The organism is Microbacterium trichothecenolyticum (assembly GCF_030818955.1).
GTDB classification, from domain to species: Bacteria; Actinomycetota; Actinomycetes; order Actinomycetales; family Microbacteriaceae; genus Microbacterium; species Microbacterium trichothecenolyticum_B.
On sequence record NZ_JAUTBF010000001.1, the window covers coordinates 2,249,463 to 2,273,340 of the forward strand.

A 23,878-nucleotide genomic window follows, 5' to 3' on the forward strand; every position below is an offset into this window, starting at 1 on the left:
CGGAGCAAACAGGGGGCGGGAAGCACTTGTCTCCCGCCGATTGTGAGCGATAACGTAACCGACGAGAGTCCACCCGAAACGGACTCAGCGGGCAACCCCACCCGCGATTCATGTCTCGAGGAGGAGACGATGACGACGTTTGCAGCACCGAGGACCGCGGGTTCTCGACGAGGAAGAGCGGGGTGGGCGTTCGCGGCGACAGCGGCGTGTATCGCGTCGATGGTGACCGTCGGCACGCCCGCCGCATTCGCGGCGGAAACGGTGCCCGCCCCCGCCCTCGAGTACACCTTCGACCAGATCGACGCTCGCCCCGCGAACGGTGCCGTCATCGCCGACAGCGCACCGGGGAACCACCCGGGCACCGTGGTCAACGGCGGGGCGACGAGTGTCGCCGGACCGAGCGGCGCCGCGGGCGACCTGGCTCTGTCGCTCCCCGGTGGAGCCAGCACGTCGGCCGCGCCGCACGTCAGCATCGCCCCCGGGCTCGTCCCCGCGGGCACCACCGACGTGACGATGTCGGCGTGGATCCGCTGGAGCGGCGCGCCGCAGTGCACCTGGCCGTTCACGCTGGGATCGGGCGTCGACGCCCACATCCTCGCCACCACGCAGTGCGGCACCTCGGGCTACGGCGCGATCAAGAGCGGCTACGAGGTGCGCGCCTCGGGCACCGCGCCGGTCGCCGCGTCGCGCTGGGTGCACATGGCCGTGGTCGTGGCCGGCGGCAAGACCGTCTCCACCTACCTGGACGGGACCCTCGTCGGACAGGCCACCACGACGCACACCGCCGCGGCAGCAGTCGGCTCATCGACCTTCTCGGGCTTCCTGGGCAAGTCCTTCTACGGACCGGATGCCTACTGGGCCGGCGCCATCGACGAGGTGAAGGTCTGGACCTCGGCGCTGACCGCGGGCCAGCTGCAGCAGGCCGAGAGCGACGTGCACGCGGGCATCGCGCAGGGCGATGCAGCTGTCTCGCTCGGCGACACCTCGAACGTCACCGCCGACCTCGCGCTGCCGACCACCGGCGCGGGCGGATCGACGATCACCTGGGCCTCGAGCGCTCCGGGCGTCGTCAGCACCAGCGGAACCGTCGTACGCCCCGCCGCCGGCTCCCCCGACGCCACGGTCGTCCTCACCCCCACCGCCACCCACGGCGGGGTAGCCGTCGCGGGCAGCGGCATCACCGTCAAGGTGCCCGCGTACGCGCAGGGCGACAGCGCGCAAGCGGAGCTCGCGCGCGCGATCGCCGACGCCGTCGCCGCCGACCCGGCGTTGGCCGGCCCCATCCGCGGCAACGTCACGCTGCCCTCGAACGGCGCCGACGTCGAGGCGACCAAGGACCGGGCGGGCGCGTCGAACGCGACCATCACCTGGGCGTCCTCGAACGAGACGGTCATCTCCAGCGTCGACAAGGGCACCGCACCGAACGTCGTCGCCAAGGGCGCGATCGTCCGCCCGTCCACCGACACGCAGGTGACGCTGACGGCGACGGTGACGGTACCTGGCGCGGCCGCCGTCACCCGCGAGCTGGTCCGCACGGTTCCGGCCGCCGCACCGGTGGCCGCGAGCGACCTCGACGCGTACCTGTTCGCCTACTTCACCGGCGACAACGTCGAGGGCGAGAAGATCCGCTTCGCCACGACGGACGGCAACGACTCCCTCCGCTGGAAAACGCTGAACGACGCGCAGCCGGTGCTGACCTCGACCAAGGGCACGACGGGTCTGCGCGACCCGTTCATCCTCCGATCGAAGGAGGGCGACCGCTTCGTCCTCCTGGCCACCGACCTGTCGGTGGGGACGAGCGGCTGGGGCGGCTCCACCGACCGCGGGAGCCACTTCCTGGAGATCTGGGAGTCCACCGACCTGGTCAACTGGGGCGAGCAGCGTCACATCGAGGTCAACCTTCCCAACACGGGCATGACCTGGGCACCCGAGGCGATCTACGACGAGAGCATCGGCGCCTACACCGTGTACTGGACCTCCACGGTCTTCACCGACGCCAGTCGCACGACGCCGGATGGCAACGGTCCGCAGATCCTCATCTCCACGACGCGCGACTTCCGCGACTTCACCACCCCGCAGCCGTGGTTCAAAGCGAGCGACGTGGCCGGACTCAACCAGGGCAACGGCCTCATCGACTCGACCGTCCTGAAGGAAGGCGACACCTACTACCGCTTCACCAAGGCGACCGAGACCAGCGGATGCGCATCACCCGACATCATCGGCCAGAAGTCGACGAACCTCCGCGCCACCACCGCCTCGGGAGCATGGTCGCTCATCGACACGTGCATCGGCCGGACCGCCGGCACGCCCGAGGTCGAGGGCCCGGAGATCTTCAAGGCCAACGAGGGCGACCGCGCCGGGTACAAGTACTTCCTGTGGGTCGACAACTACGGCGGCCGCGGGTACATCCCGCTCGGCACGAACTCGCTCGAGGGCGACATCCAGTGGACGATCCCGAGCAGCTTCTCGCTCCCGGCCTCTCCGCGACACGGTTCCATCCTCGCCATCACCGCCAAGGAACGCGACGCCCTCGCGGCAAAGTGGAACCCCTCGCTGCTGGTCACCTCGGTCGACCCGGTCTCGGCCACGGTCCCAGCCGGCGCTTCGGAGGTCACTCTGCCCGGCACGGTGCAGGCGTCGTTCCAGGACGGGCACCGAGAGACGGTAGCGGTGACCTGGGACAAGGCCGACCTCTCGTCGCTGAAGAAGGAGGGCGACACGGTGCAGGTGCGCGGGCAGCTCGCCAATTCGGCGGCGACGCCGGCGGTGGCCACCATCACCGCAACGACTCCTCCCGGGCCCGCCGTCAAGGCCGTCGCATCGTCGCGCTGCGTCGGCGGCAAGGTGGTGATCGCGACGCGCGCCACCAACAACAGCGACGCGGTGGCGAAGATCACCATCGCATCGGCGTGGGGGTCCAAGACCTTCACGTCCGTGGCGGCCGGCTCCACGGTGTCCACGACCGCCACGGTTCGGGCCTCCTCCGTCCGGGCGGGCACGATCGACGTCACCGCCGAGGGGGCCTCCGGCTCCCGCACCGTGAGCGCACCGTTCGCGGCGATCACCTGCCGCTGAGCACCACCACCGAAGCGCAGGGAGGGGATTCCCCTCTCTGCGCTTCGGTGTTCCGGCGCCGTTTCCCTATCTTCGATCCCCTCAATACGTAGCAAAACTACTCGAACCACGGGGGAACGAGAACGGCGACGCCGTATTATCGCCCCTTGCGCCCGACACTCCTTCGCGCATACCCTCGCTCACGTCACCCCGGCGTAGCTTTACTACAGATTCACCCCTCGAATCCGCGCGACGCCTCCCATCACCGGCGATAGGAGAACCCATGAGACGACGGCGCACCACCCTCGCCCTCACCGCGACGACCAGCGTCGTCGCCGCTGCCCTGCTCGTGCCCGCGACCGCGGCATCCGCGGCCGACGAGCAGCGCAGCGTCACCGTCCACCTCGACCAGAGCGTGCAGGAGGACTACCTCGGCGTCGGCGTAAACGTCATCCCGTGGAGCCTGCTCGAGGGCACCACGAAGTACGGTTACGACGACGCCGACTGGGAGGTCGATGTCGAGCGCATCCACACCCTGCAGCCGAAGGTCGCCCGCATCTGGTTCCAGATCGACTGGATGGAGCTCGAGAAGGGGCAGTACGACTTCGAGAGCCCCGAGATGCTCGCTTTCTACCGCTACCTCGACGCGTTCAAAGACGCGGGCACCGAGGTCGAGCTGAACTTCGGGTGGAAGGTCGGCGCACGCGTGCACGACTGGTTCACGATCCCCGGCGCACCCGACCCGTACATCTCGGCCCCCGCCGACCTGCCCGCCTACGGCGCCTCCGCCTCGGCACTGCTGCAGAACCTGTTCGGCCGCGGGTACGACAACGTCGACCACCTCACGTTCTACAACGAGCCGAACGGCAGCTGGGACTTCTGGGCGCCGGGCGACGAGAAGGCCTACTACGCCGACATGGCCCGCGCGGTGAGCGACCGCCTGACGGCCGACGGCCTGCGCGACGACGTGCAGATCTGGGGACCCGAAGAGGTCAACGCGGTGGCCTGGACCCAGTACATGGCCGAGAACGCCGGCGACGTGTTCGACCAGTACTCGTTCCACCTGTACGGCGAGTCCTACGACGCGATGGGGGATGCCATCGCCGAGCGTCGCGCGGTGATCGGCGACGCTCCGCTCAACCTGTCGGAGATGGGCTGGACCAACCCCGGCACGAGCGTCTGGGAGACCGGCTACGCCAACTACATCATCCGCAGCGCCAACGACGGGGTGCACTCCAACCTCATCTGGCAGCTCAACGGTGTGATGACCGGCGACCCCGCCGGCGACACCAACGGCTCGTACAACCTGTGGGACTCCGTCATCCTGGGCCTGGAACCCACCGCGGCCTTCTCCGAGGCCGGACCCCTCCTGCGTTACGTGCCCACGCACAGCACCGTGCTCGGCACGGAGGTCTCGGATGCCGACGTGCGGGCGACCGCGTTCCGGGCACCGGACGGCGAGCTCACGGTGCTCGTCGAGACGCAGTCGGGGTCGCCGAAAGACGTGCGCGTGCAGTTCGAGGGCGGGAACGCCACGGACGACTTCACCCGCATCGCCTACACGGATTCGATCGCACAACCGGGTGAGAACGCGCTCCTGCCCGCCGCCAGCGGCATCCTGACCCCGGATGCCAACGCCTTCACCGACACCGAGATCGGCGACGAGCACACCTACGCCATCTACACGACGGCTCCCGCAGCCACGCAGGTCGCGATGACGCCCGTGCGGACGTCGGTCGCCGGCGGCGCGCAGGTGCAGCTCGGAGCGACCGTCATCGACGGCACCGGCACCCCGACCTGGTCGGTGGTCGGCGACGCCAACGGCAGCATCGACGCGAACGGTCTGTTCACAGCCCCGTCCGTGACCACCGAGCGCACGATCGCGGTGCGGGCGACCCTGCCCGACGGCGAGTACGGCGTCGCCCAGGTCGAGGTGACCCCGGCCAGCACGCCCGGCGTGACCGACGCCCCGGTGTTCAGCCTGGAGCGCGGTGTCTATCCGTCGATCGAGGCCGTGACCATCACGAGCACCACCCCCGACGCCGGGATCTTCTACACGACCGACGGCAGCGAGCCCACGGCATCCTCCACCCCCTACACCGGGCAGATCTTCCTCGAGCCGCTCGAGACGACGTACCTGCGCGCCGTCGCGATCGCACCCGGCTCCGACGCCTCGGGCATCACCTCGAGGCTGTACAAGGTCGCCGACGTGCAGAACGCCCCCGACGGGTACACCTTCTGCCAGTACGCCGACGGCGGGCAGTGCGCCTTCGAGGGCGAGGCCAACGTCGCCTTCGGCTCGGACGGACAGTTCGTCTTCGGAACCTTCACCGACGGCGTGGACTGCGCGGACGCCTCGTTCGGGTCGAACCCGAACCCGGGCGGCGACAACCGCTGCTTCGTCAACCCCGACGTGTCGCAGGAGCCCCCGCTGGTGAGCATCCTCAACGCCGGCTTCGAGCGGCCCGCCACCGGCGGCACGGCGAACGGTCCCATGGTGAACGGCTGGACCTTCAGCGCTCGCGCGGGCATCCAGCACAACGACAGCGTGTTCGTCCCCGCCTCACCCGCCCCGCAGGGCGAGCGCACGGCGTACCTGAAGTCCGACTCGGGTCTTGCCAGCCGCATCGACCAGACGGTCGTGTTCCCGGCCGGGACGTTCGCCATCACCTTCGCCGCGGCCAACCGCGTCGGCTACGGCGGGCAGCAGGAGTTCGACGTGCAGGTCGACGGCCAGACGCTCGGGCACTACGTACCGGTCGGCGGAACCTACGAGTACTACGAAACGGCGCCATTCACGGTGGCGCAGGGCGAGCACACCATCTCGTTCGTGGCGACGACGACCGAGGGCGACAACACCGGCTTCGTCGACGACGTGCGCGTGATCACCGCAGGCGACGCCGACACCACGGGCCCGACGGTCACGGTGAAGCAGGGCGCGGAGTTCACGGTCGGCAGCGCCGAAGCCTACGACAAGGTGAGCTACAAGCTCTACGACGCCGGAAAGGTCGACCGCGTGACGATCAACGGCATCGTGAAAGACCTCGCCGACAACGAGTGGTCAGACGTGAACTTCCTCGCCCCCGGCGTCTTCGGCGCGGTGGCGGGCGCGAACACGCTGGTGGCTCAGGATGCCGCCGGCAACACCACCACGGTGACCTTCACGCTGCGCTGACCGCCCGCCCCCGGGCCCTGCCCCGGTCCCCGGCCTGGGTCCCGGGCCTTGGCCCCGGCCTGGGTTCCGGGCCTTGGCCCCGGGCCTCGGTCCCCGGGTGCCAGGGCCGGGGCCGGGGCAGGCGTTCACGCGAGACCGGCGCCGGCCCGTCCGGTGTCACCGAGAACAGGGGATCGTCCGAGAACAGGCCCCTCCCCCACCAACCGCCCTGCCCCCAAACGATCCCCTGTCCTCAAACGCCTCACACCCCCGCGACAGCGCCTCACCGTCACGGTCAACCCGCACACGGAACGCGCAGCGGCCCCACCGGCGGCATCACCGAGAACAGGCGATCACACGAAAACAGGCCCCTCCCCCACCAACCGCCCTGCCCCCAAACGATCCCCTGTCCTCACGCGCCGCCCGCGGCCCGCACCGCGGACGCGTGCGGCGCCGGCGCGGGTCAGCGCGCGGGCTTCTTCTCCGGCGTGGGAGCCGCGCCCGAGGCCTTCAACTGCGCGTAGTACGACGCGGCCTCGTTCTGGCGCTCGTCCTCGACGCCCGACGCGATCGACGCGCGAATGTGCTCGGGGCCGTAGCCGAAGGCGTCTACCAGATCCTGGGCGTGCGGCCGCAGCCGCGCGCCCAGCCGGTCGATGTAGCTCGACACCGCCGCGGCACGCTGCGTCGAGAGGCGCCCGTTGATGAGGTACCAGGCGAGGTGCTTCTCGATCAGCTGCAGGCCGAACAGGTCGCGCAGCCACGTGAGCACCCGCGAGGTGCCGGGATCGGTGAGGCGGTTGATCGCGTCGGTGAATGCCTCCCATTGCAGCAGCTCCCCGTGCGCCCGTGCGGCCTCGATCAACTGCGCCTGGTTCTCGTTGAACAGCGCCGCCGCGTCTTCGCGGGAGAGCTTGGATGCCGGACGCAGCCGCCCCGCGATATCGGCGATCATCTGCTGCACGCGGCCGGCCAACAGCTCGTGCTGCTGCTCCGCGCGCAGCCCCTTCTCGACCGAGCGGGCCGTCGAGCCGAAGTCACTCACCGCCTGGCCGAGCTGACGCAGGCCGGCGCCGTGGAAGAGCTTGCCGGCGGTCTGGCCGACGGCGAAGGCGGCGAGCTGTTTGGCATCCTTGCCCTTGAACTGGCGGGCGTAATCGGCGAGCAGGCGCTTGCCGACGAGCTGCAGCAGGATGTTGTTGTCGCCCTCGAAGGTGACGTAGATGTCGAGGTCGGCGCGCAGGCCCACCAGGCGGTTCTCGACCAGGAAGCCCTGCCCGCCGCAGGCCTCACGCGACTGCTGCAGCGTGTCGAGGGCGTGCCACGTCGACAGGGGCTTCAGCGCGGCGGCAAGGGTCTCGAGATCTTCGCGATCGGCGTCGGTGTCGAGGCGACCGCTGAACACGCCGTCGAACTTCTGCAGGAACTCGTCGTGCGCGAAGATCTCGGCATAGGTCGTGGCCAGGCGCGGCAGCAAGCGGCGCTGGTGCTTGCCGTAGTCGAGCAGGGTGACCTCGGGGGTGCCGCTGCCGGAGTCGAACTGGCGACGCTGGTTGCCGTAGGTGATGGCGATGGTCAGGCCGATCGCCGAGGCCCAGGCCGCGGCACCGTCGAGCGAGACGCGACCCTGCACGAGGGTGCCGAGCATCGTGAAGAAGCGGCGACCGGGGCTGGCGATGTCACTCGAGTACGTGCCGTCGGCGGCGACGTCACCGTAGCGGTTGAGCAGGTTCGTGCGGGGAACGCGCACGTGATCGAAGTGCAGGCGCCCGTTGTCGATCCCGTTCAGTCCGCCCTTGAGCCCGTCGTCTTCTCCTCCGATGCCGGGGAGGAACGCCCCCGTCTCGTCGCGCAGCGGCACGTAGAAGCAGTGCACGCCGTGGTTGACGCCGTCGGTGATGAGTTGCGCGAACACCGTCGCGGCCTTGCCGTGCAGCGCGGCGTTGCCGAGATAGTCCTTCCACGCCCCGCGGAAGGGGGTGTGGATGACGAACTCCTCGGTCTCGGGGTCATAGGTGGCGGTCGTGCCGATCGCGGCGACGTCGGAGCCGTGCCCGGTCTCGGTCATCGCGAAGGCGCCCGGGATCTCGAGGCTCATGATGCCGGGCAGCCACTTCTCGTGGTGCTCGGCCGTGCCCAGTTGCAGCACCGCGGAGCCGAAGAGACCCCACTGCACACCGGATTTGATCTGCAGGCTGGGGTCGGCGGCGACGAGCTCCTCGAAGCCGGCGATGTTGGCGCCGTTGTTCTCTTCCCCTCCGAAGCGCTTCGGGAAGGCGCGGTGCACGGCCCTGTTCTGCACGAGCAGGTGCAGCTGGCTGAGGGTGCGCTCGCGGTGCGCGTCCATACCGAGGCTGTCGTCGCGCCAGAGAGCGGGGTCTTTGATCATCTCGCGCGCTTCGCGGCGCGTGTCGGCCCACGTTCCGAGCAGGAGGTCGGTGACGCGATCGACGTCGATACGCGCTTCGGCCGCCTCGGCGGCGGAGTGGGGGGCGGCCGGAGCACCCCCGACGGGCGTACGCGTGCTCGTGGCGGGCGTGGTGGGACGGACGGCGGCGTCGGTCATGTTCGGCACCTTTCGACGTTGCAAAGGGATGCCACCACGGTAGGTCTCCCACAATGACAGGGCAATCATTATGTGCGATGACGACAAGAGGGCACCGCGGCGTCGGGCGGGATCGTTGTGGAGGGTCGACATCCCCTCCGATGCGCCGTGGCACCGGCGCGAACCCGCGATGTCGGACGACGGATCCGCGCCGGCCTTCCACGGGGCGCGCCGATGACGCGGCGCCGTGCGAACGCAGCGCCGACCGCGCCGCGAACGGCCCCATCGGCGAGGACGCCCGCGGTCAATTCGCGGCGACCACCGCGAGGATGCCATCGCCGTAGGCCTCGCGCTTCTTGGCGCCGATACCGGTGATGCCGTCGAGATCGCCGACGGAGGCCGGGCGCGCTGCGGCGACGGCGCGCAGGGTCGCATCGCCGAACACGATGTATGCGGGCACGCCCTGCTCGCGCGCCTTCTCGGCGCGCCACGCGCGCAGGGCCTCGAACAGATCGCGGTCACCGGGCGCGACGTCGTCGGCGCTCGACGTGCGCTGACGGCTTCCGCCGCCCCCGCCGCCGGCGCGGCCGAGGACGTCGCGGCGCAACGGAACGGGCGTCTCGCCGCGCAACACTCCGGCCGACGCCTCGCTGAGGGCGAGGGTGCCGTAGTCGCCCTGCGCGACGATGATCCCGCGAGCGAGGAGTTGCCGAATGACGCTGCGCCAGTCCTGATCGGAGAGGTCAGCACCCAGCCCGTACGTGCTCAGGCGATCGTGACCCTGCTGCGCGATGCGCTCGGTCTTGGCTCCGCGCAGAATGTCGATGAGGTGTCCGGCGCCGAAAGCCTGGCCCCGCTCGCGCTGCAGGCGAACGATCGTCGACAGCAGCTTCTGCGCGGCGATGAGGCCGTCCCACGTGTCGGGCGGGGTGAGGCAGGTGTCGCAGTTTCCGCACGGCTCGGACTTCTGTCCGAAGTAGCCGAGCAGGTTCTGACGGCGGCAACCGACCGTCTCGCACAGCGCGAGCATGGCGTCGAGGTGCTGTCCCAGTCGCATCTTGTACGAACGGTCGCCGGGCGACTGGTCGATCATGCGGCGCTGCTGCACGACGTCGCCGAGGCCGTAAGCCATCCACACCACCGACGGGTCGCCGTCGCGACCGGCGCGCCCGGTCTCTTGGTAATAGCCCTCGACCGACTTGGGCAGGTCGATATGGGCGACGAAGCGCACGTCGGGCTTGTCGATGCCCATGCCGAAGGCGATGGTGGCGACCATCACGACGCCGTCGTCGCGGAGGAACCGTGACTGGTTGGCCGCGCGCACCGAGGCGTCGAGGCCCGCGTGGTAAGGCAGGGCGTCGAGCCCCTGGGTGCACAGGTATGCGGCCGTCTGCTCGACGCTCTTGCGACTGAGGGCGTAGACGATACCGGCCGAGTTCGCGGGCTGCGCCTTGATGAACTGCACGAGCTGGCGACGGGGGTCGACCTTGGCGTCGATGCGGTACTGGATGTTGGGGCGGTCGAAGCTCGCGACGAAGCCGCGGGCGTCGCGCAGGCGCAGACGTTCGACGATCTCTTGCGCGGTGGCCGGGGTGGCGGTGGCGGTGAGGGCCATGCGCGGGACGCCCGGGAACCGATCGGCGAGGTCGCCGAGCGCCAGGTAGTCGGGGCGGAAGTCGTGGCCCCACTGCGACACGCAGTGTGCCTCGTCGATCGCGATGACGCTCAGACGCCCGCGCGAGAGCAGGCCGAGGGTCTGCGCACCGTTGAGGCGCTCGGGAGCGACGTACAGCAGATCGAGCTCGCCCGCGAGGAACGCTTGCTCGACCGCCTGTCGTTCGGCCGGGGCCTGGGTGGAGTTGAGGTAGCCGGCCCGCACGCCGTTGGCGATGAGCGCCTCGACCTGGTCGTGCATGAGCGCGATCAGAGGGCTGACGACGAGACCCGTACCGGGCCGCACCAGCGCGGGCACCTGGTACGTGACGCTCTTGCCACCGCCCGTGGGCATGAGCACCACAGCGTCGCCGCCGTCGACCACGTGCTGGACGATGTCGGCCTGGTCACCACGGAATGCGTCGTAGCCGTAGACCTCGTGCAGCACCTCGCGCGGGTCGCGGCCGGTGAAATCGCGCACAGCCGGCAGTTCGCGAGCCGTTCCGGTCGCCGCGACCGCCCGCGCGAAGGGAGACGACGGGTCGACGGGCGGCGGCGGCGCATCGAAATCTTCCGGCGGAGCGAACTGGTCGGGGTCCCAGCCGACGCCCGCGTAGGGATCGTCGGGGACGTCGTACGGCTCGGGCGGCACGTCGGCGTACGACTCGGGTGCGGCGCCGGGATATGTCACCCCTCCACGGTAACCCGGGCCACCGACACCGACAGCGCCCCGACATCCATCGGTGGATATCGGGGCGCTGCGTCGAACGGTGGAGGACGGGTGATCAGTGCGCAGGCGGCGAGAACACCAGCTGCGAGGCGATGAGGCCGTGCTCGCGGCTGACGATCTGCGCGCGCCCGGGAGCGGCGCGCTCGGGCTTGACCCGGCCGATCAGCGCTCCCTCTTCCGGATTGCCGCCGAGCAGGATGCCGGTGACGCCCAGGTCGGTGAAGCGCTGGATGATCGGATCGTACGCCGCTCGGCTCGCGCCACCCGATCGCCGGGTCAGGATCACGTGCAACCCGAGGTCGCCGGCCTGGGCCAGCAGGGGCTGCAGCACCGCGAGCGGGTTGCCCTGACTGGTGGCGACGAGGTCGTAGTCATCGACGAAGATGAAGCCCTCCGCGCCCTTCCACCAGCTGCGCTCGCGCAACTGCGCGGGTGTGACGTCGGGCCCGGGAATGCGCGTGGAGAAGTACTGTGCGAGGTCGTTCATCCCGCCGGTGGCCAGATCGTGCGACGTCAGGTAGGCGCCGAGGTAGTCGTCGGGGATCTCCCCCAGCAGCGCGCGGCGATAGTCGACGACGAAGATCTTCGCCTCGGCGGGCGTGTAGAGCCGCTGGATCTCTTTCGCCACGCCCCGCAGAAACGACGACTTGCCCATGCCCGAATCGCCGTACACGAACAGGTGCGGCTCTACGCGCGGATCGACGCCGAACGGCGCCAGCTGCGCCTCTTCGATGCCGAGCAGCAGACGGGGGTCGCCGGGCTCGACGAGCGCGCGCACCTCGTCGAGCGTGATGCTCTCGGGCAGCAGGCGCAGCTTGGGTCCGGGCTCGCCCCGCCAGGCCGCCGTGACCTTGCCGATCATGTCGGCGACCCCGTCGGCGATCGTGGCGGGGTCGTCGGATCCGTCGATGCGCGGCACCGACGTGAGCATCTGCAGCTTGGTCGCGCTGAGACCGCGACCGGGCTGGCCGACGGGGACGTTGGCGGCCTGCTTGCGGTCGACGTCGGAGTCGGTCGGGTCACCCAACCGCAGCTCGAGGCGCGTCTGGACGAGGTCTTTGAGGGCAGCACGGATCTCGAGCCAGCGGTTCGCGGTCACCACCACGTGCACGCCGAAACTGAGGCCGCGCGCGGCGATGGTCTGGATGCGGGCCTCGAGCGCCTCGAACTCCGCCCGCAGGGTCGACCAGCCGTCGACGACGAGGAACACGTCACCGAAACCGTCGTCGAGACGCCCCTCGCGCCGACGCGACCGGTACGTCTCGATCGAATCGACCGCGTTGCGGCGGAAGTACTGCTCGCGCGCGTCGAGCACGGCCTCCACCTCGGCGACCGCGCGGCGCACCGCCTCGGGCTCGGTGCGGGTGGCGACGCCGGCGATGTGCGGGTGGCGCTGCATCGCCGTGAAACCGCCGCCGCCGAAATCGAGCACGAAGAACTGCAGCTCACGCGGGCTTCCGGTCAGCGCCAGCGCCGACACCAGCGTGCGCGCCAGGGTGGATTTGCCGCTGAGCGGAGACCCCACGATGGCGACGTGGCCTGCAGCCCCGCCGAGCGAGACCGTGAGGTGGTCGCGGCGCTGTTCGAGGGGGATGTCGACCACGCCGATCGGAACCGTGAGGGCCCCGGCATCGCGCCAGCGGCGCGAGACGAGGCCGAGCTCCGGGTCTTCCGCGAGGTCGGGCATGAGCTCGTCGAGGGGCGCGGGCTCGGCCAGCGGCGGCAGCCACACCTGGTGCGCCTCCGGGCCGCGGTCCTTCATGCGGTCGACGGCGATCTGGAACGTGGAGCGCTTGTCGGCGACGGGCACCGCGACGGCCTCCGGTTCGGCATCGGTGTCGTCGGCCCGTTCGTCGTCGGGCTGGACCATCGCGGTGAACACCTCGACGCGCGCGGGACCGGTGCCGGCGACATCGACCTCGTCGACGGACAGCCCGGCGGTGCCCTTCGGCCGCCCCGAGACGTACGCCGCGCGGAACTGCACGAGGTTCTCGGTGTCGCTCTTGAGGAAGCCGACGCCCGGCTCCTGCGGCAACGTGTAGGCGTCGGGAGTGCCGATGATCGTGCGCGACTCGGCGGCCGAGAAGGTGCGCAAACCGATCCGGTACGACAGGTAGGTGTCGAGTCCGCGGAGTTTTCCCTCTTCGAGGCGCTGGGATGCCAGGAGCAGATGCACGTGGAGGGAACGGCCGACGCGACCGATGTTGAGGAAGCTGTCGACGAACTCCGGCTTGGCCGACAGCAGCTCCGAGAACTCGTCGACGACGATGAGCAGGGCGGGAAGCGGAGCGAGATCGGTGCGGCCACCGCGACGCGCCGCCTCGTACTCCCCGACGTTGGCGAAGTTGCCCGCGGCGCGCAACAGCTCCTGACGGCGGACGATCTCGCCCTGCAGGGCATCCTGGAACCGGTCGACCAGGGCCAGCTCGGCGCCGAGGTTGGTGATGACCGCCGAGACGTGCGGCATCTCGGCCATTCCGGCGAAGGTGGCACCACCCTTGAAGTCGACCAGGACGAAGTTGAGCTGCTCGGGCGAGTGCGTCATCGCCAGCGCGAGCACGAGCGTGCGCAGCACCTCGGACTTGCCCGAGCCGGTCGCTCCGACCATGACGCCGTGCGGGCCCATACCCTGGGATGCGGATTCCTTGAGGTCGAGCACGAGCGGAGTACCCGACGGCTCTTGACCGATCGGCACGCGCAGACGGTCGCGCTCGAGGCGGGGGCTCCACGCTCGGTCGAAGTCGATCGTTCGCACATCGGGCAGGCCGAGCAGCTCGGTCAGCTCCGCCTGCCCCTGAGTGGTGGGCGCGTCGGTGACGACCATGGGTGCCGGCCGCAGCGGCATGAGCCGGCGCGCGGTCGCCTCGGCCTCGGCGATGGACATGGCATCCGGGAAGAACGTCTGCGCGCGGCCCGCACCGTCGATGAACTCCGCCGGGGCGACGATCTCCTTCGCCTCGCCGCGGCGCGAGCGGGCCGGGGCGACGGCCTCCGCGAGCGCGACGCGCGCGACGGCGGGGTCGTCGAGCTCGTCCCAGCGGGTGGGCAGGTCGATGACGGTCACGCCCTGGGCGTTCTCGAGGCCTCCGAGCGAGCCGACGGCAGACACGTCGACACCGTCGACCACCAGCACCACGTGCGGGGTGACACCCCCGCCCGGCGCGAAGCGTGGACGCGACGCGAGCTGCGGCGGCAGCATGTCGACGAGCTCGTCGAGCGATGCCGAGATCATGCGTGCGGGCCCGAGACGATCCTGCACCCGCGACGACATCGCGTGCGGGAGCCACTTCACCCAGTCCCACGCCGGCGTCTGGGCGGGCCCAGCGAGCACCGCGATGATCACGTCTTCGGGGTCGTGCAAGGTGGCCGCCGACGCCACCAACGAGCGGGCGAGGCTGCGCACCGCCGCTTCGTCGGTACCGACGAGCTCGATGCGCGCGTAGTCGCCGAGCGGAAAGCCCAGGGGAAGCTCGCGCTGGATCTCGTGCGTGAGCATGAAGCGGTGCGCGGCGGAGGCGGCGACGGGATCGAGCTGCGCCAACGGGGGCAGCTCGGGGGCCTCGAGCGTCAGGCTGAGGGGCTGGTCGGCGACGCCGATACGGGCGAGCAGGAACGTCTCGTCGCCCGGCTGGCGCTCCCAGACGCGCGAGCGTTCCTCGGCGATGTAGGGAAGCGCGGCGGGCGCGGGCATGATCCACCCGCCGTGCCGACGCTGCTTGCGCGCGGCGACGCGCACGGTCTCGCGCAGGTCCGACAGATACGCGAGGTATTCCCGGCGGTTGCCGAGCACCTCGGCGTTCCGCTGCGCGCGCTGGCGCCACCCGTTGACCGCGACGAAGCCGAGCGACGACAACAGGAACATGCCGCCGATGAGGAAACCGGTCGGTCCGCTGTTCGAGATCGTGACCATGACGATCGCGCCCACGCTGCCGAGCATCGGCAGCAGGGAGGTCAGGATGCCGCTGCCGCCCTCGTTCGGGACCAGCTCGGGCGGCGGTTGCAGCACGATCCGCCCGTTGGGCAGCGACGGCGGGGCGATGCGCGGACCCGTGCTCACGCGGGACCTCCGATCAGACGGCTGAGGGTGAACACGCGCTCGCCGAGGCGCACGCGCGTGCCGTCCTCGAGCAGCGTGCGCGCGCCGGGGGGCAGCGGGTGGAGGACGCCGTCGTCGTCGATGAGCTCGGAGCCGTTCGTCGAACCGGCGTCGATGACCCACGCGGTCTCGCCGTCGTGCTCGAGACGCAGGTGCGTCTTCGACACGAGACGGTCGGGGTCGTCCACCGCGACGAGAACGTCGCCGGGCTGATCCGCGACGGGGGCGCGACCGAAGTTGACACTCGCGGGCAGGTCGAACTGCGCCCGCTGACCCGTGTCGAAGACGACGAGCATCTGCATCCCCCCGACGCGGGGCACGGCCCCTGCCTGCGGAGCGGCAGGGTGCGCATCGGCCACGGCTTCGGGCACCACCGCTGCCGGGCGCGCGCCGGCCGACGTCGGCGCCTCGATCGCGATGATCGGGGAGTCCCATTCCGGGGCGGGAGGAAGAGACGCCGCGGAGGCGGAGACCCGCAGGGGCTCGCGCGGCGACGCCGGGCGAGCATGGACCGTGGGCTCCGACAGGGCGGCGGAGTCATCGGCATCCGGGATTTTCTGCCCGCGCGGGACGAACACCAGGATCGTTCCCGCAGCGCGATCGGCCCACGAGCGCCGACGACCCGAACGGTCGAACGCCGCGGAGGCGACGACGACCCACGCCCCCGCGACGAACACGAGCCCCCCGAGCACGACGAGCATTCCGCGCACGAACGCGCGCCCGGCACCGGGCACCAGCGGCGCGTCCACCCGTGACGTGCGCAGACCGAAGAGCAGGGCGCCCGGGGTGCGGCCGCTGCGCGCCTGCAGGATCCACAGCCCCAGCAGGACCTCGGCACCGACCGCGCCCGCGAGCACCGGGGAACCGAGCAGGAAGGCCGCGCCCGCGGCGATGACCACGAGGGCCGCATCGACGCTGAAAGCACCCACACGCACCCCCACGGCCGCGGGCGCACCGAGAGGCGACGTCTGCGTCATGTCGCCATCATCGCACGCGCGATCTCCACTCCTCCGGCGGCGAGCATGCCCGCCGGAAGCGACAGCGCCGTCGCGAGCGCCTCGATCACATCGCCGGTGCGCGACCAGCCGAGGGAGCGGAACCCGCGTCCGATCGGCACCGTGAGCAACGCGCACCCCAGACCCACCGCGAGGCAGACGCCGGCGACGATCACGAGCAGTCCCGAGGTGACGGCGGGAAGCAGCGCCACCAGCACCGCGGCGACGACCACCGCGGCCCCCGACCGCTCGACCCAGCGCAAGAAGGGCACGGTGCTCTTGCGCGACCCGAGCAGCAGCGACAGCACCACAGTGGATGCCAGGGCGATACGACCACCGAGGATGACGGGGTCGTCGCCGGGGAACGACGGCAGCGCGGTGAACGCGCTCGCGGCTCCGGCGGTCACGAGCATGACCACCCCCACGGTGAGCCGCGCCGCGGAGCGTTCGACGAGGGCGTCGGCGTCGGCGGCGTCGATCGTGCGCACCTCGTCGGGGAGGCTCTGTCGTACGGTCCACCGCGTCGTCTGGAAGCGGGCGTAGTCGACGAACGTGCCCGGGGCGACGTCGACGAGACTGGCCTGCAGCACCCGCTGCGCGATCGGGACGATCCCGAGGGTCACGGCGGCGGGCGCCGTCGCGTCGAGGTGAAGGAGCAGACCGAGACCCCAGATCGCCGCCAGCACCGCGGCCACGATGGCGGCCGTGCGCCCCTGGGCGCGAAGCGCCGCGGTGGCACCGAGAACGCCCGTCACCCCGGCCACGACGGAGCCGCTGAGCAGCCCGGTGAACACGGCCACCAGGGCCGACGACGCCGGCAGGTCGGGCACGAGGGCGGCGCCGCCGCCGAAGGCGAGCGCCACGAGGCAGGCGACGGGGACGAGCGTCGCCGTCCGATCGCGCACGGCCACCGAGAACACCGCCGCCGACGCGAGCGCCGCGGCGAGGGCGATGAAGGCGACCGGCACACGCACGGGCGCCGTAAGAGCGTCGCCGCCGAGCAGACGGAGCAGGGCCAGGATGCCGCCCCCCACCGCCAGCGCTGCCCACGCCGCCGGGACGCGGCGGGCGACGTTCGGCGACTCGGGGGGCTCCGCCGCCGCGCCGGAGGACGCCGACGGGTCGACGAGGACGAGGACGACCCCGTCGTCGAGGGAGCGCATCGTGGTGGCGCGATCGATCTCGCGACCGGCCACTCCCACGATGCGGATGCCGTCCGGGGAGACGGCAGCGGCACGCAGCACATCGTCGACAGACGCGTGAAGGGGGACGACGAGGTCGTACCGTGACGCGCCGTCGACGAGCGCAACGCGTCGCCCGTGCACCACCTCAGCGCTCAACGGTCCCCCTCGTTCTCGCCGTACGCCCACCCCGGAGGGCGCGCGAACCGCACCAGCGTAGCCGTCCCGCGACCGCGCCGTCGCCTGCCTGTGGACGGCTGCGAAGATGAGAATTTTGTCATCTTCGAGTTTGCGCAAGAGGGTTGATGCCTCCGTGCGCGTTACGTACATTCGTGAGGTCGGTGGGGGGCTCCGGTTCCTCAGCGATCCCGCGCACGGGTTCCCCCGCGCGTGAAGACCGATCCGCAACGCCCGGGCGCGCGGAGGAACAACGAGGAGACAGACGTGGCAGATCTCATCGCCGCCCAGGAGGGTGCGCTTCGTCGTGGGGCCGAGGCGGTCAACACCGCGAAGTCGGGTATCGACGAGCAGGTCCGAAAGGTGCGCAGCGAGCTCGACCAGGTGTCGGGCTTCTGGACCGGCGCCGCCGCCGGTTCGTACACGCAGCTCATGCAGCGCTGGAACGAAGAGACGACGAAGCTCAACAACGTGCTCGTCACGCTCGAAGACGCCCTGCGCGGCACCGAGCGCGACCAGGCGGCCTCGGAAGAGTCGCACCAGCAGACCATCGGCAACCTGGGCTCGCTGCTCGGCTGACCCCGCTCGACACGAAAGAAGGAACTCTCATGCAGTCCATGTCCGTTCGTCCCGAGCAGGTCATCGCGCTCTCCGGTCAGATCCGCAATGGCGCCGCCGGCATCCGCACCCGTCTCGACGAGCTCGAGTCGCAGGTCAACGCGCTGCGCTCCTCGTGGGACGGCGAAGCGCAGGTCGCGTACGACCAGGCACAGGCCCAGTGGACCCAGTCGCTCACGCGCTTGAACGAGCTGCTCCAGCAGATCGCCGGCAAGACCGACGAGATCGCCCAGGGCTACACCTCGACCGACAAGTCCGCCGCCGGCCGCTTCGCCTGAGTCGGCTCGAGCCGGCGGTCGCTGCGGCGATCGCCGGCTCTTTCGACCCCACCGGCCACCCCCACATCATTTTGCCGGCGCTTCGGCGTCTCCGGTTGCGTTCGTCGATCGCGGAGAAACGAGTGATCCCCATGAACCAGTTCATCAGCCTCGACGGCGAGGTCGTACAGCACAACCTGTCGCTCATCGCCCAGGTGCACGACGAGGTCGCTCTCTCCGCGGTGGACGACGTACAAGGCAACCGCGTCGGCGAGGTGGCCGGGGCATACACCGATCACCTCGATTCGCGGGCATCGGAGCTGCAAGCCCGCGTCGATCTCATCCTCGCCTACGTGCGAAAGCACGCCGATGCGCTGACCCAGGCCGTCGCCGCTCTGCAGGAGAGCGATGCGCTCAACGCGACCGACGCCCAGCAGACCCTCTCGCTCGTCGAGACCGCATCGCGACCGCCCGCCGACCTGGGCGCCAGCGCCGGGGGTTCCGGCGGAGCCCGGTCCGCGCTGCGCGGGATCCAGCCGTGAGGCGCCGCCGACTCGGTCGGTGCGCCGTCGCCGGGGCGATGGCCGCCGCGCTGCTGGTCGGATCGGTGCCGTCCGCCGCGTTCGCCCTCGACACCGACGCGGAGTTCTGGGCGAACGCCTACGGGGTCGAGACGGCGCACGCAGCCGGGCTCACCGGCGCCGGGGTGAAGATCGCCGTGATCGACAAGCAGATCAACCCCGCTCTCCCGGTGTTCGCGGGCCGGAATCTCACGGTGTCCGACATGCAGGTCTGCAAGACGCCGACGAGTGCCGTGTCCGACGTCGCAACCTCAGACTCCCGCCACGGCTCCTTGATGGCCGCTCTGATCATCGGCAACGGACAAGGCCCCGGCTCGATCAAGGGCATGGCGCCCGACGCCGATATCACCTTCTACGGATACGGCCCGTCCGACAGCGGAACCTGTCGCCCCAACACCGATCTCGAGATCTCGACCTTCGGCTATCTGGTGAAGACGGCCGTCGACGACGGCGCGGAGATCATCACGACCTCGGTCACGACCGGCGCCGACGAGAGAGACGCGTCCGCCATCGCCTACGCGCTGGCACGCGGGGTCGTCATCATCACCGCGGAGCCGAACGCCGACATCCTGGCCGACATGGAGACCGACATCGGAGGGATGAACGGCGTCGTGGCGGCCTCCATGATCGACCCGAACGGCGATCTTCAGAAAGACAACACGGGCGCGGCCTTCGTCATCCCGCAGACGACGGTGGTGGCGGCGGGGAGCATCTTCCCGTCTGCCGGGATCGACGGGGACTGGAACACCGCGGCTCGCACCGGCGGATCGTCGCTGGCTGCCCCCCTGGTGGCCGGGATGCTCGCGCTCGCCGCCCAGAAAACGCCGCAGGCCACGGGGAACCAACTCGTGCAGGCGTTGCTGGCGACGACCAACGCGTCTGTTCACGAGCCCACGCGCACCGAAGATGGCTACGGCTACGGAGCTGCGTGGCTGCCGACGCTGTTGAGCGTCGACCCGACCCAGTTCCCCGACGTATCGCCCCTGATGGGCGAGTCCGCCGGCAAGACCGTGAGCTTCCCGACGCAGGAGCAGATCGACACGGCCGAGGCCGAGGGCTTCGTGCCGACGCCGGCACCGGGGAAGTTCTTCGACCTCTACGAGGATTCGGCGGAGCCGGTCGGCTTCGACGTGATGTCGCTGGTGCCGTGGGTCGTCGGGGGCATCGTCGTCCTCGTTCTGATCGGCGCGGCCATCACGCTGATCGTCGTCATCACCCAGCGCCGCAAGACGGGGAAGGGACGCACCTCATGACGGGTACTTGGGAACAACGTCTGATCGACTTCGCCGAGCGCGGTCCGAGCTGGGATCTGCCCCACCGACAGACGCTCCTGGAGGGCCTGCAGTCCCTCCGACAGGTGCTGCAGAAGGTCGCCGACGACCCCGGCCTCCTGGGCGAGTCCGGCCGGGCCGCGACGGCGTCCTTCGCGAAGACGGCCGGCAAGCTGAACGATCAGATCACCTACGTGCAGGTGCACCTCCCGCTCAAGCTGCACTTCGCCAACCTGGCCCGTGAGAACGCTCGCGAATCCCTCGCGTCGCTCCCCCCGGGCGAGATGTCGCCGCAGCAGCAGGCCCTGGTCCGCGGAGCCGCGGTGGGTTCGATGTTCGTACTCGGGCCATGGGCGTTCGTCGCCGGCGAGGGCGCCTCGCTCGCAATCAACAACCATCTCGCCGGTCAACGCGAGGCCGCCGCGAAGGCCGCGATGGAAAGGCACTCCGCCGAGATCGACGAGGCGAAGCTCGATGCGCCGCCCGAGTTCGACCCGGAGACCGAGTGGGACACCACGACCGAACCACCGTCGGGCGGGGACGGGGGTGGCACAGCAGGCGGGGGCGACAGTGGACGCAGCTTCGAACGCTACCCGGACTGGAACGTCTCCCCGGTTCCGACCAGCCCGGGGAGCGGGGGCGACGGCGGCACGCAGCTCCCGTCCGGTCAGACACCCGAGGGAATCGGCACGCTACCGGGACACCCCGGCCCCTACGGGCCCTACCCGGACGGCGTGCCCGGCCTCCCCGGCAAGCCGCCCATCGATCTGGGGAACCTCTCTCCGGCTCCGACCCCCGACGGCCCGATCTCCGGATCGCCGACGCTGCCCGGGGGCATCCCCAGCCTGCCCGGCGGAGGCGGTGGACTCGTGGGGACGCCCGGGGGACCCGGCGCGGGCATCGGCTCGGGTCTGGCCGCGGGCCTGGTGGCCGGTGGAGGCGGCGCACTCGCGCTGGGTCGCGTCGGCAACCCGGCGGCCGGTGCCGGCGCAGGACTGTTCGGCCGACCCGCGGGTGGGGCCGCGACCGGTGGCGGCGCCCGTACGGGCGGTCTGCTGGGGCGGTCCGCGGCTTCCGGCCTCGGGGCGCGCGGCGTCGGCGGACTCGGAGGCGTCGGCGCCGGCAGCGGGTCGGGGTCGTCCGCGGCACGCGGCGCCGGAACCCGCGGTGGTATCGGCTCCGGTGGAGCGGCCGGCACCGCCGGCGGTGGGCGCCCCGGAGCATCGGCTGCGGCCGGTGGTGCCCGCGGTGCGGCGGCGGACGGGGGCCGCGGTCGTGCGACGGCGGGCGGCGCGCGGGCCGCGGCCGGCGCCACGCGAGGTGCCGGCGGCTCGGCGCGTGTCGGCGGCATCGGTGGCAGCGGATCACGGTCCGAACGCGAAGACGAGAAGGCGAGGGGGCTCGGCGGCCCCATCGCGCCGCGGATGGAAGACGACGCCGAGGTCGGCCCGCGTTCCGAGAACGCGCAGGCCGGCGGGCGCGAGAGCTCCGAGGGGGATGGTGACGATGTCTGAGCGCATTTCGGCGGCGGAAGGCGCGCTCGCGCGCGGGGCCGAGGCGGTGATGGGCGCGCACGCCGATATCGCCGACAGCGCGCGCCGCGTGTTGGCCGAGCTCGACGAACTGAGCGCCACCTGGTCGGGCGAGGCTGCGACGTCGTACGGCGTCTTGGTGAACGAGTGGACCGCCGGCGCAAACCGCCTCAACGACGTGCTGATCACCCTCAGCACGGCTCTCACCGCGACCGCCCGCGACCAGGAGGCCGTCGAGGAGCAGCACCGCACCACCATCCACGGACTGGGCGCGCTGTTGGGAGGCGAATGAGATGAGTGATCTCCGCGTCACCCCCGAAGCCCTGCATGCCGCGGCCGCGCGGCTGCGCGCCGAGAGCGCGCGCATCGATTCCGCTCTCGCCGGCCTGGATGCCGAGGTCGCGCGGCTGCGCGGCGACTGGGAGGGCACCGCTCAGGTCGCCTATAACAACGCCCAGCAGCAGTGGAGCGCCACGCTCGAGCAGATGAGAGACGCGCTGCAGCGGATCTCGACCGCGACAGACGGCATCGCCGACGACTACGTCAGCGCCGATCGCGCGTCCGCGGCGCGCTTCGGCTGAGCGGGGTGAGAGAGCGTACCGTTCGCGCGCTCGGGCGAGCGCGACGAAGCACCCCGGCGATAGGATTTCGACGTCTGAGCGCAGGGGGCTTCGGTCCGGGAAGAGGGGGCCGCCGATGGCTGACGTCATGAACGCGACGCGGGCGCTGCTGCGACTGTCGGTCCAGAGCGAAGGGCGGCGACTCGACATCGCCATCCCCGCGCAGGTGCCCCTCATCGAATTCCTTCCCGGCTTCGCGCGGTCGCTCGGAGTGCTCGACCCCTCGATGACCTCCGCCGGCTACGCGCTGCAACGAGCCGACGGTGGCACCGTCGATCCGTCGCGCGGCGCATCGGCGCAGGGCATCGTCGACGGCGAAGTGCTCACCCTCGTGCGCGGCGGCCTCGTCGCCCAGCCCCGCGTGTACGACGACATCGTCGAAGCCGTGATCGACGCCACCGCGCAACAGAACCGTCCCTGGACGACTCGCGACAACGCCCGCACCGCGCTCGCGGTCAGCCTCGCGCTGCTCGGCGTCTGCGCGGTGCTCCTGCTGGCCGCCGGTCGAGCGCTGCCCTTCGGTGCGCTGGTCGCCGGCGGCGGCGCGCTCGTGCTGCTGGTCGTGTCGGCCGTGATCGCCCGTCTGGGCCAGCGCGAAGCCGGGCAGGGCCTGGGCATGGCGGCATCCGTCTTCGCCGCCGTCGCGGGTTTCCTCACCGCACCCGCCTCGGCCGATGTGTGGGGATGGCCGCTGGCCGCCGCAGGCGGCGGCGCGTTCGTCGTCGCGGGCGTCGCGCTGGCCCTGACCCGCGACCGGGCCGAACTGCAACTGGCGCCCCTCATCGCGGGTGGCGTCGTCGGCGTGACGGGAACGTTCGCCGCGTTCTTCCCCCCGGCGACGGTCTGGACCCTCATGGTCGGGATCGTCGCGACCCTGGGCGGAGCGCTGCCGTGGCTCGCGCTCGGAACGACCCGACTGCGCGTCGTCTCACCGCAGAGCGACGCCGAGGTGTTCGCCGAACCGGAACCGATCGACGCCGACGACGTCGCCGAGCGCGTCGCCCAGGGAAAGCGCATCCTCATCGCCCTGCGCCTCGCGCTGGCCACCGCCGTGCTCGTCGCGGTCCCGCTGGTGGCGGCGTACAACGCCGCCGGGGCGCTGCTGGCCGCCCTCGCCTTCGCGGGAATGATGTTCCCCTCCCGCCAGACCTTCGCACGCTCGGGCGTGCTCACGGTGATGGCCACCGGCATCCTGGGACTCGTGGTGTCGGGCGTCGTCGCCTCGCTCGCGCAGCCGGGCCTGCGGGTGGGCATCCTCGTGGTGCTCGCGGCCGCTACGGTCAGCGTGGTCACGGTGACCCTGCTCGCCCCGAAGACCCGCCTGCGGCTCATCCGCGTCGCCGACACGGCCGAGCTGCTGGTGCTGGCGTCGTTGCTGCCCCTGTCGGTCATCGCCTCCGGTCTGGCGTGATCC

15 protein-coding genes are annotated in these 23,878 nt (G+C 71.0%); 10 read left to right on the forward strand and 5 right to left on the reverse strand.

Annotated elements, in window-relative coordinates; genetic code table 11:
• The first annotated feature begins 219 nt into the window (after positions 1-219).
• The gene (locus QE412_RS10675) at positions 220-3,075 is read left to right on the forward strand and encodes an immunoglobulin-like domain-containing protein (RefSeq protein WP_307483310.1); all 2,856 of its coding nucleotides are present in this window, start codon (positions 220-222) and stop codon (positions 3,073-3,075) included.
• 262 nt (positions 3,076-3,337) lie between these two features.
• On the forward strand, positions 3,338-6,229 hold the full coding sequence (locus QE412_RS10680; protein WP_307483314.1) for a chitobiase/beta-hexosaminidase C-terminal domain-containing protein: 2,892 nt from the start codon (positions 3,338-3,340) through the stop codon (positions 6,227-6,229).
• Between the two features lie 442 nt (positions 6,230-6,671).
• Here the strand turns inward: QE412_RS10680 and QE412_RS10685 are convergent, their stop codons facing one another.
• The 5 genes from QE412_RS10685 to QE412_RS10705 all read right to left on the reverse strand — a co-directional run bounded on the left by QE412_RS10685 (position 6,672) and on the right by QE412_RS10705 (position 17,567).
• Entirely contained in the window at positions 6,672-8,774 is a 2,103-nt protein-coding gene (locus QE412_RS10685; protein ID WP_307483317.1) for an acyl-CoA dehydrogenase family protein, read from the reverse strand.
• Positions 8,775-9,057: 283 nt separating this feature from the next.
• The gene (gene recQ, locus QE412_RS10690) at positions 9,058-11,058 is read right to left on the reverse strand and encodes a DNA helicase RecQ (RefSeq protein ID WP_307487168.1); all 2,001 of its coding nucleotides are present in this window, start codon (positions 11,056-11,058) and stop codon (positions 9,058-9,060) included.
• A gap of 133 nt (positions 11,059-11,191) precedes the next feature.
• Positions 11,192-15,193: a type VII secretion protein EccCa gene (gene eccCa, locus QE412_RS10695; protein ID WP_307483319.1), complete on the reverse strand. Its 4,002-nt coding sequence runs from the start codon at positions 15,191-15,193 to the stop codon at positions 11,192-11,194.
• A complete protein-coding gene (locus QE412_RS10700) occupies positions 15,190-16,209 on the reverse strand; it encodes an FHA domain-containing protein (RefSeq protein WP_307483323.1) in 1,020 nt (339 codons plus the stop codon). Before QE412_RS10700 ends, eccCa begins: the two co-directional genes overlap by 4 nt.
• The gene (locus QE412_RS10705; protein WP_307483326.1) at positions 16,206-17,567 is read right to left on the reverse strand and encodes a hypothetical protein; all 1,362 of its coding nucleotides are present in this window, start codon (positions 17,565-17,567) and stop codon (positions 16,206-16,208) included. The genes QE412_RS10700 and QE412_RS10705 overlap by 4 nt, the downstream gene beginning before the upstream one ends.
• Before the next feature lie 285 nt (positions 17,568-17,852).
• Here QE412_RS10705 and QE412_RS10710 point away from each other — a divergent pair, with 285 nt between their 5' ends.
• The 8 genes from QE412_RS10710 to eccD all read left to right on the forward strand — a co-directional run bounded on the left by QE412_RS10710 (position 17,853) and on the right by eccD (position 23,875).
• Positions 17,853-18,164 (forward strand): WXG100 family type VII secretion target, encoded by a 312-nt coding sequence (locus QE412_RS10710; RefSeq protein WP_307483330.1) that lies wholly within the window; start codon positions 17,853-17,855, stop codon positions 18,162-18,164.
• Positions 18,165-18,193: 29 nt separating this feature from the next.
• Entirely contained in the window at positions 18,194-18,481 is a 288-nt protein-coding gene (locus QE412_RS10715; protein ID WP_307483332.1) for a WXG100 family type VII secretion target, read from the forward strand.
• Between the two features lie 131 nt (positions 18,482-18,612).
• Positions 18,613-19,002: a hypothetical protein gene (locus tag QE412_RS10720; protein WP_307483333.1), complete on the forward strand. Its 390-nt coding sequence runs from the start codon at positions 18,613-18,615 to the stop codon at positions 19,000-19,002.
• Positions 18,999-20,294: a S8 family serine peptidase gene (locus tag QE412_RS10725; RefSeq protein WP_307483336.1), complete on the forward strand. Its 1,296-nt coding sequence runs from the start codon at positions 18,999-19,001 to the stop codon at positions 20,292-20,294. Before QE412_RS10720 ends, QE412_RS10725 begins: the two co-directional genes overlap by 4 nt.
• Complete coding sequence (locus QE412_RS10730) at positions 20,291-21,826, forward strand: hypothetical protein (protein ID WP_307483338.1); 1,536 nt, start codon at positions 20,291-20,293, stop codon at positions 21,824-21,826. Before QE412_RS10725 ends, QE412_RS10730 begins: the two co-directional genes overlap by 4 nt.
• The gene (locus tag QE412_RS10735) at positions 21,819-22,136 is read left to right on the forward strand and encodes a WXG100 family type VII secretion target (protein ID WP_307483340.1); all 318 of its coding nucleotides are present in this window, start codon (positions 21,819-21,821) and stop codon (positions 22,134-22,136) included. Before QE412_RS10730 ends, QE412_RS10735 begins: the two co-directional genes overlap by 8 nt.
• A gap of 1 nt (position 22,137) precedes the next feature.
• Positions 22,138-22,425: a WXG100 family type VII secretion target gene (locus QE412_RS10740; protein ID WP_307483343.1), complete on the forward strand. Its 288-nt coding sequence runs from the start codon at positions 22,138-22,140 to the stop codon at positions 22,423-22,425.
• A 115-nt stretch (positions 22,426-22,540) separates the two neighbouring features.
• The gene (gene eccD / locus QE412_RS10745) at positions 22,541-23,875 is read left to right on the forward strand and encodes a type VII secretion integral membrane protein EccD (protein WP_307483346.1); all 1,335 of its coding nucleotides are present in this window, start codon (positions 22,541-22,543) and stop codon (positions 23,873-23,875) included.
• Positions 23,876-23,878: the final 3 nt, after the last annotated feature.

Bases quoted from the DNA above. Each gene is read 5' to 3' on its own strand.
- QE412_RS10700 (WP_307483323.1), bottom strand. From the start codon at position 16,209: ATGACGCAGACGTCGCCTCTCGGTGCGCCCGCGGCCGTGGGGGTGCGT.
- QE412_RS10735 (WP_307483340.1), top strand. From the start codon at position 21,819: ATGTCTGAGCGCATTTCGGCGGCGGAAGGCGCGCTCGCGCGCGGGGCC.
- QE412_RS10675 (WP_307483310.1), top strand. From the start codon at position 220: ATGGTGACCGTCGGCACGCCCGCCGCATTCGCGGCGGAAACGGTGCCC.
- QE412_RS10730 (WP_307483338.1), top strand. From the start codon at position 20,291: ATGACGGGTACTTGGGAACAACGTCTGATCGACTTCGCCGAGCGCGGT.
- eccD (WP_307483346.1), top strand. From the start codon at position 22,541: ATGGCTGACGTCATGAACGCGACGCGGGCGCTGCTGCGACTGTCGGTC.
- QE412_RS10715 (WP_307483332.1), top strand. From the start codon at position 18,194: ATGCAGTCCATGTCCGTTCGTCCCGAGCAGGTCATCGCGCTCTCCGGT.
- QE412_RS10720 (WP_307483333.1), top strand. From the start codon at position 18,613: ATGAACCAGTTCATCAGCCTCGACGGCGAGGTCGTACAGCACAACCTG.
- QE412_RS10740 (WP_307483343.1), top strand. From the start codon at position 22,138: ATGAGTGATCTCCGCGTCACCCCCGAAGCCCTGCATGCCGCGGCCGCG.
- QE412_RS10685 (WP_307483317.1), bottom strand. From the start codon at position 8,774: ATGACCGACGCCGCCGTCCGTCCCACCACGCCCGCCACGAGCACGCGT.
- QE412_RS10680 (WP_307483314.1), top strand. From the start codon at position 3,338: ATGAGACGACGGCGCACCACCCTCGCCCTCACCGCGACGACCAGCGTC.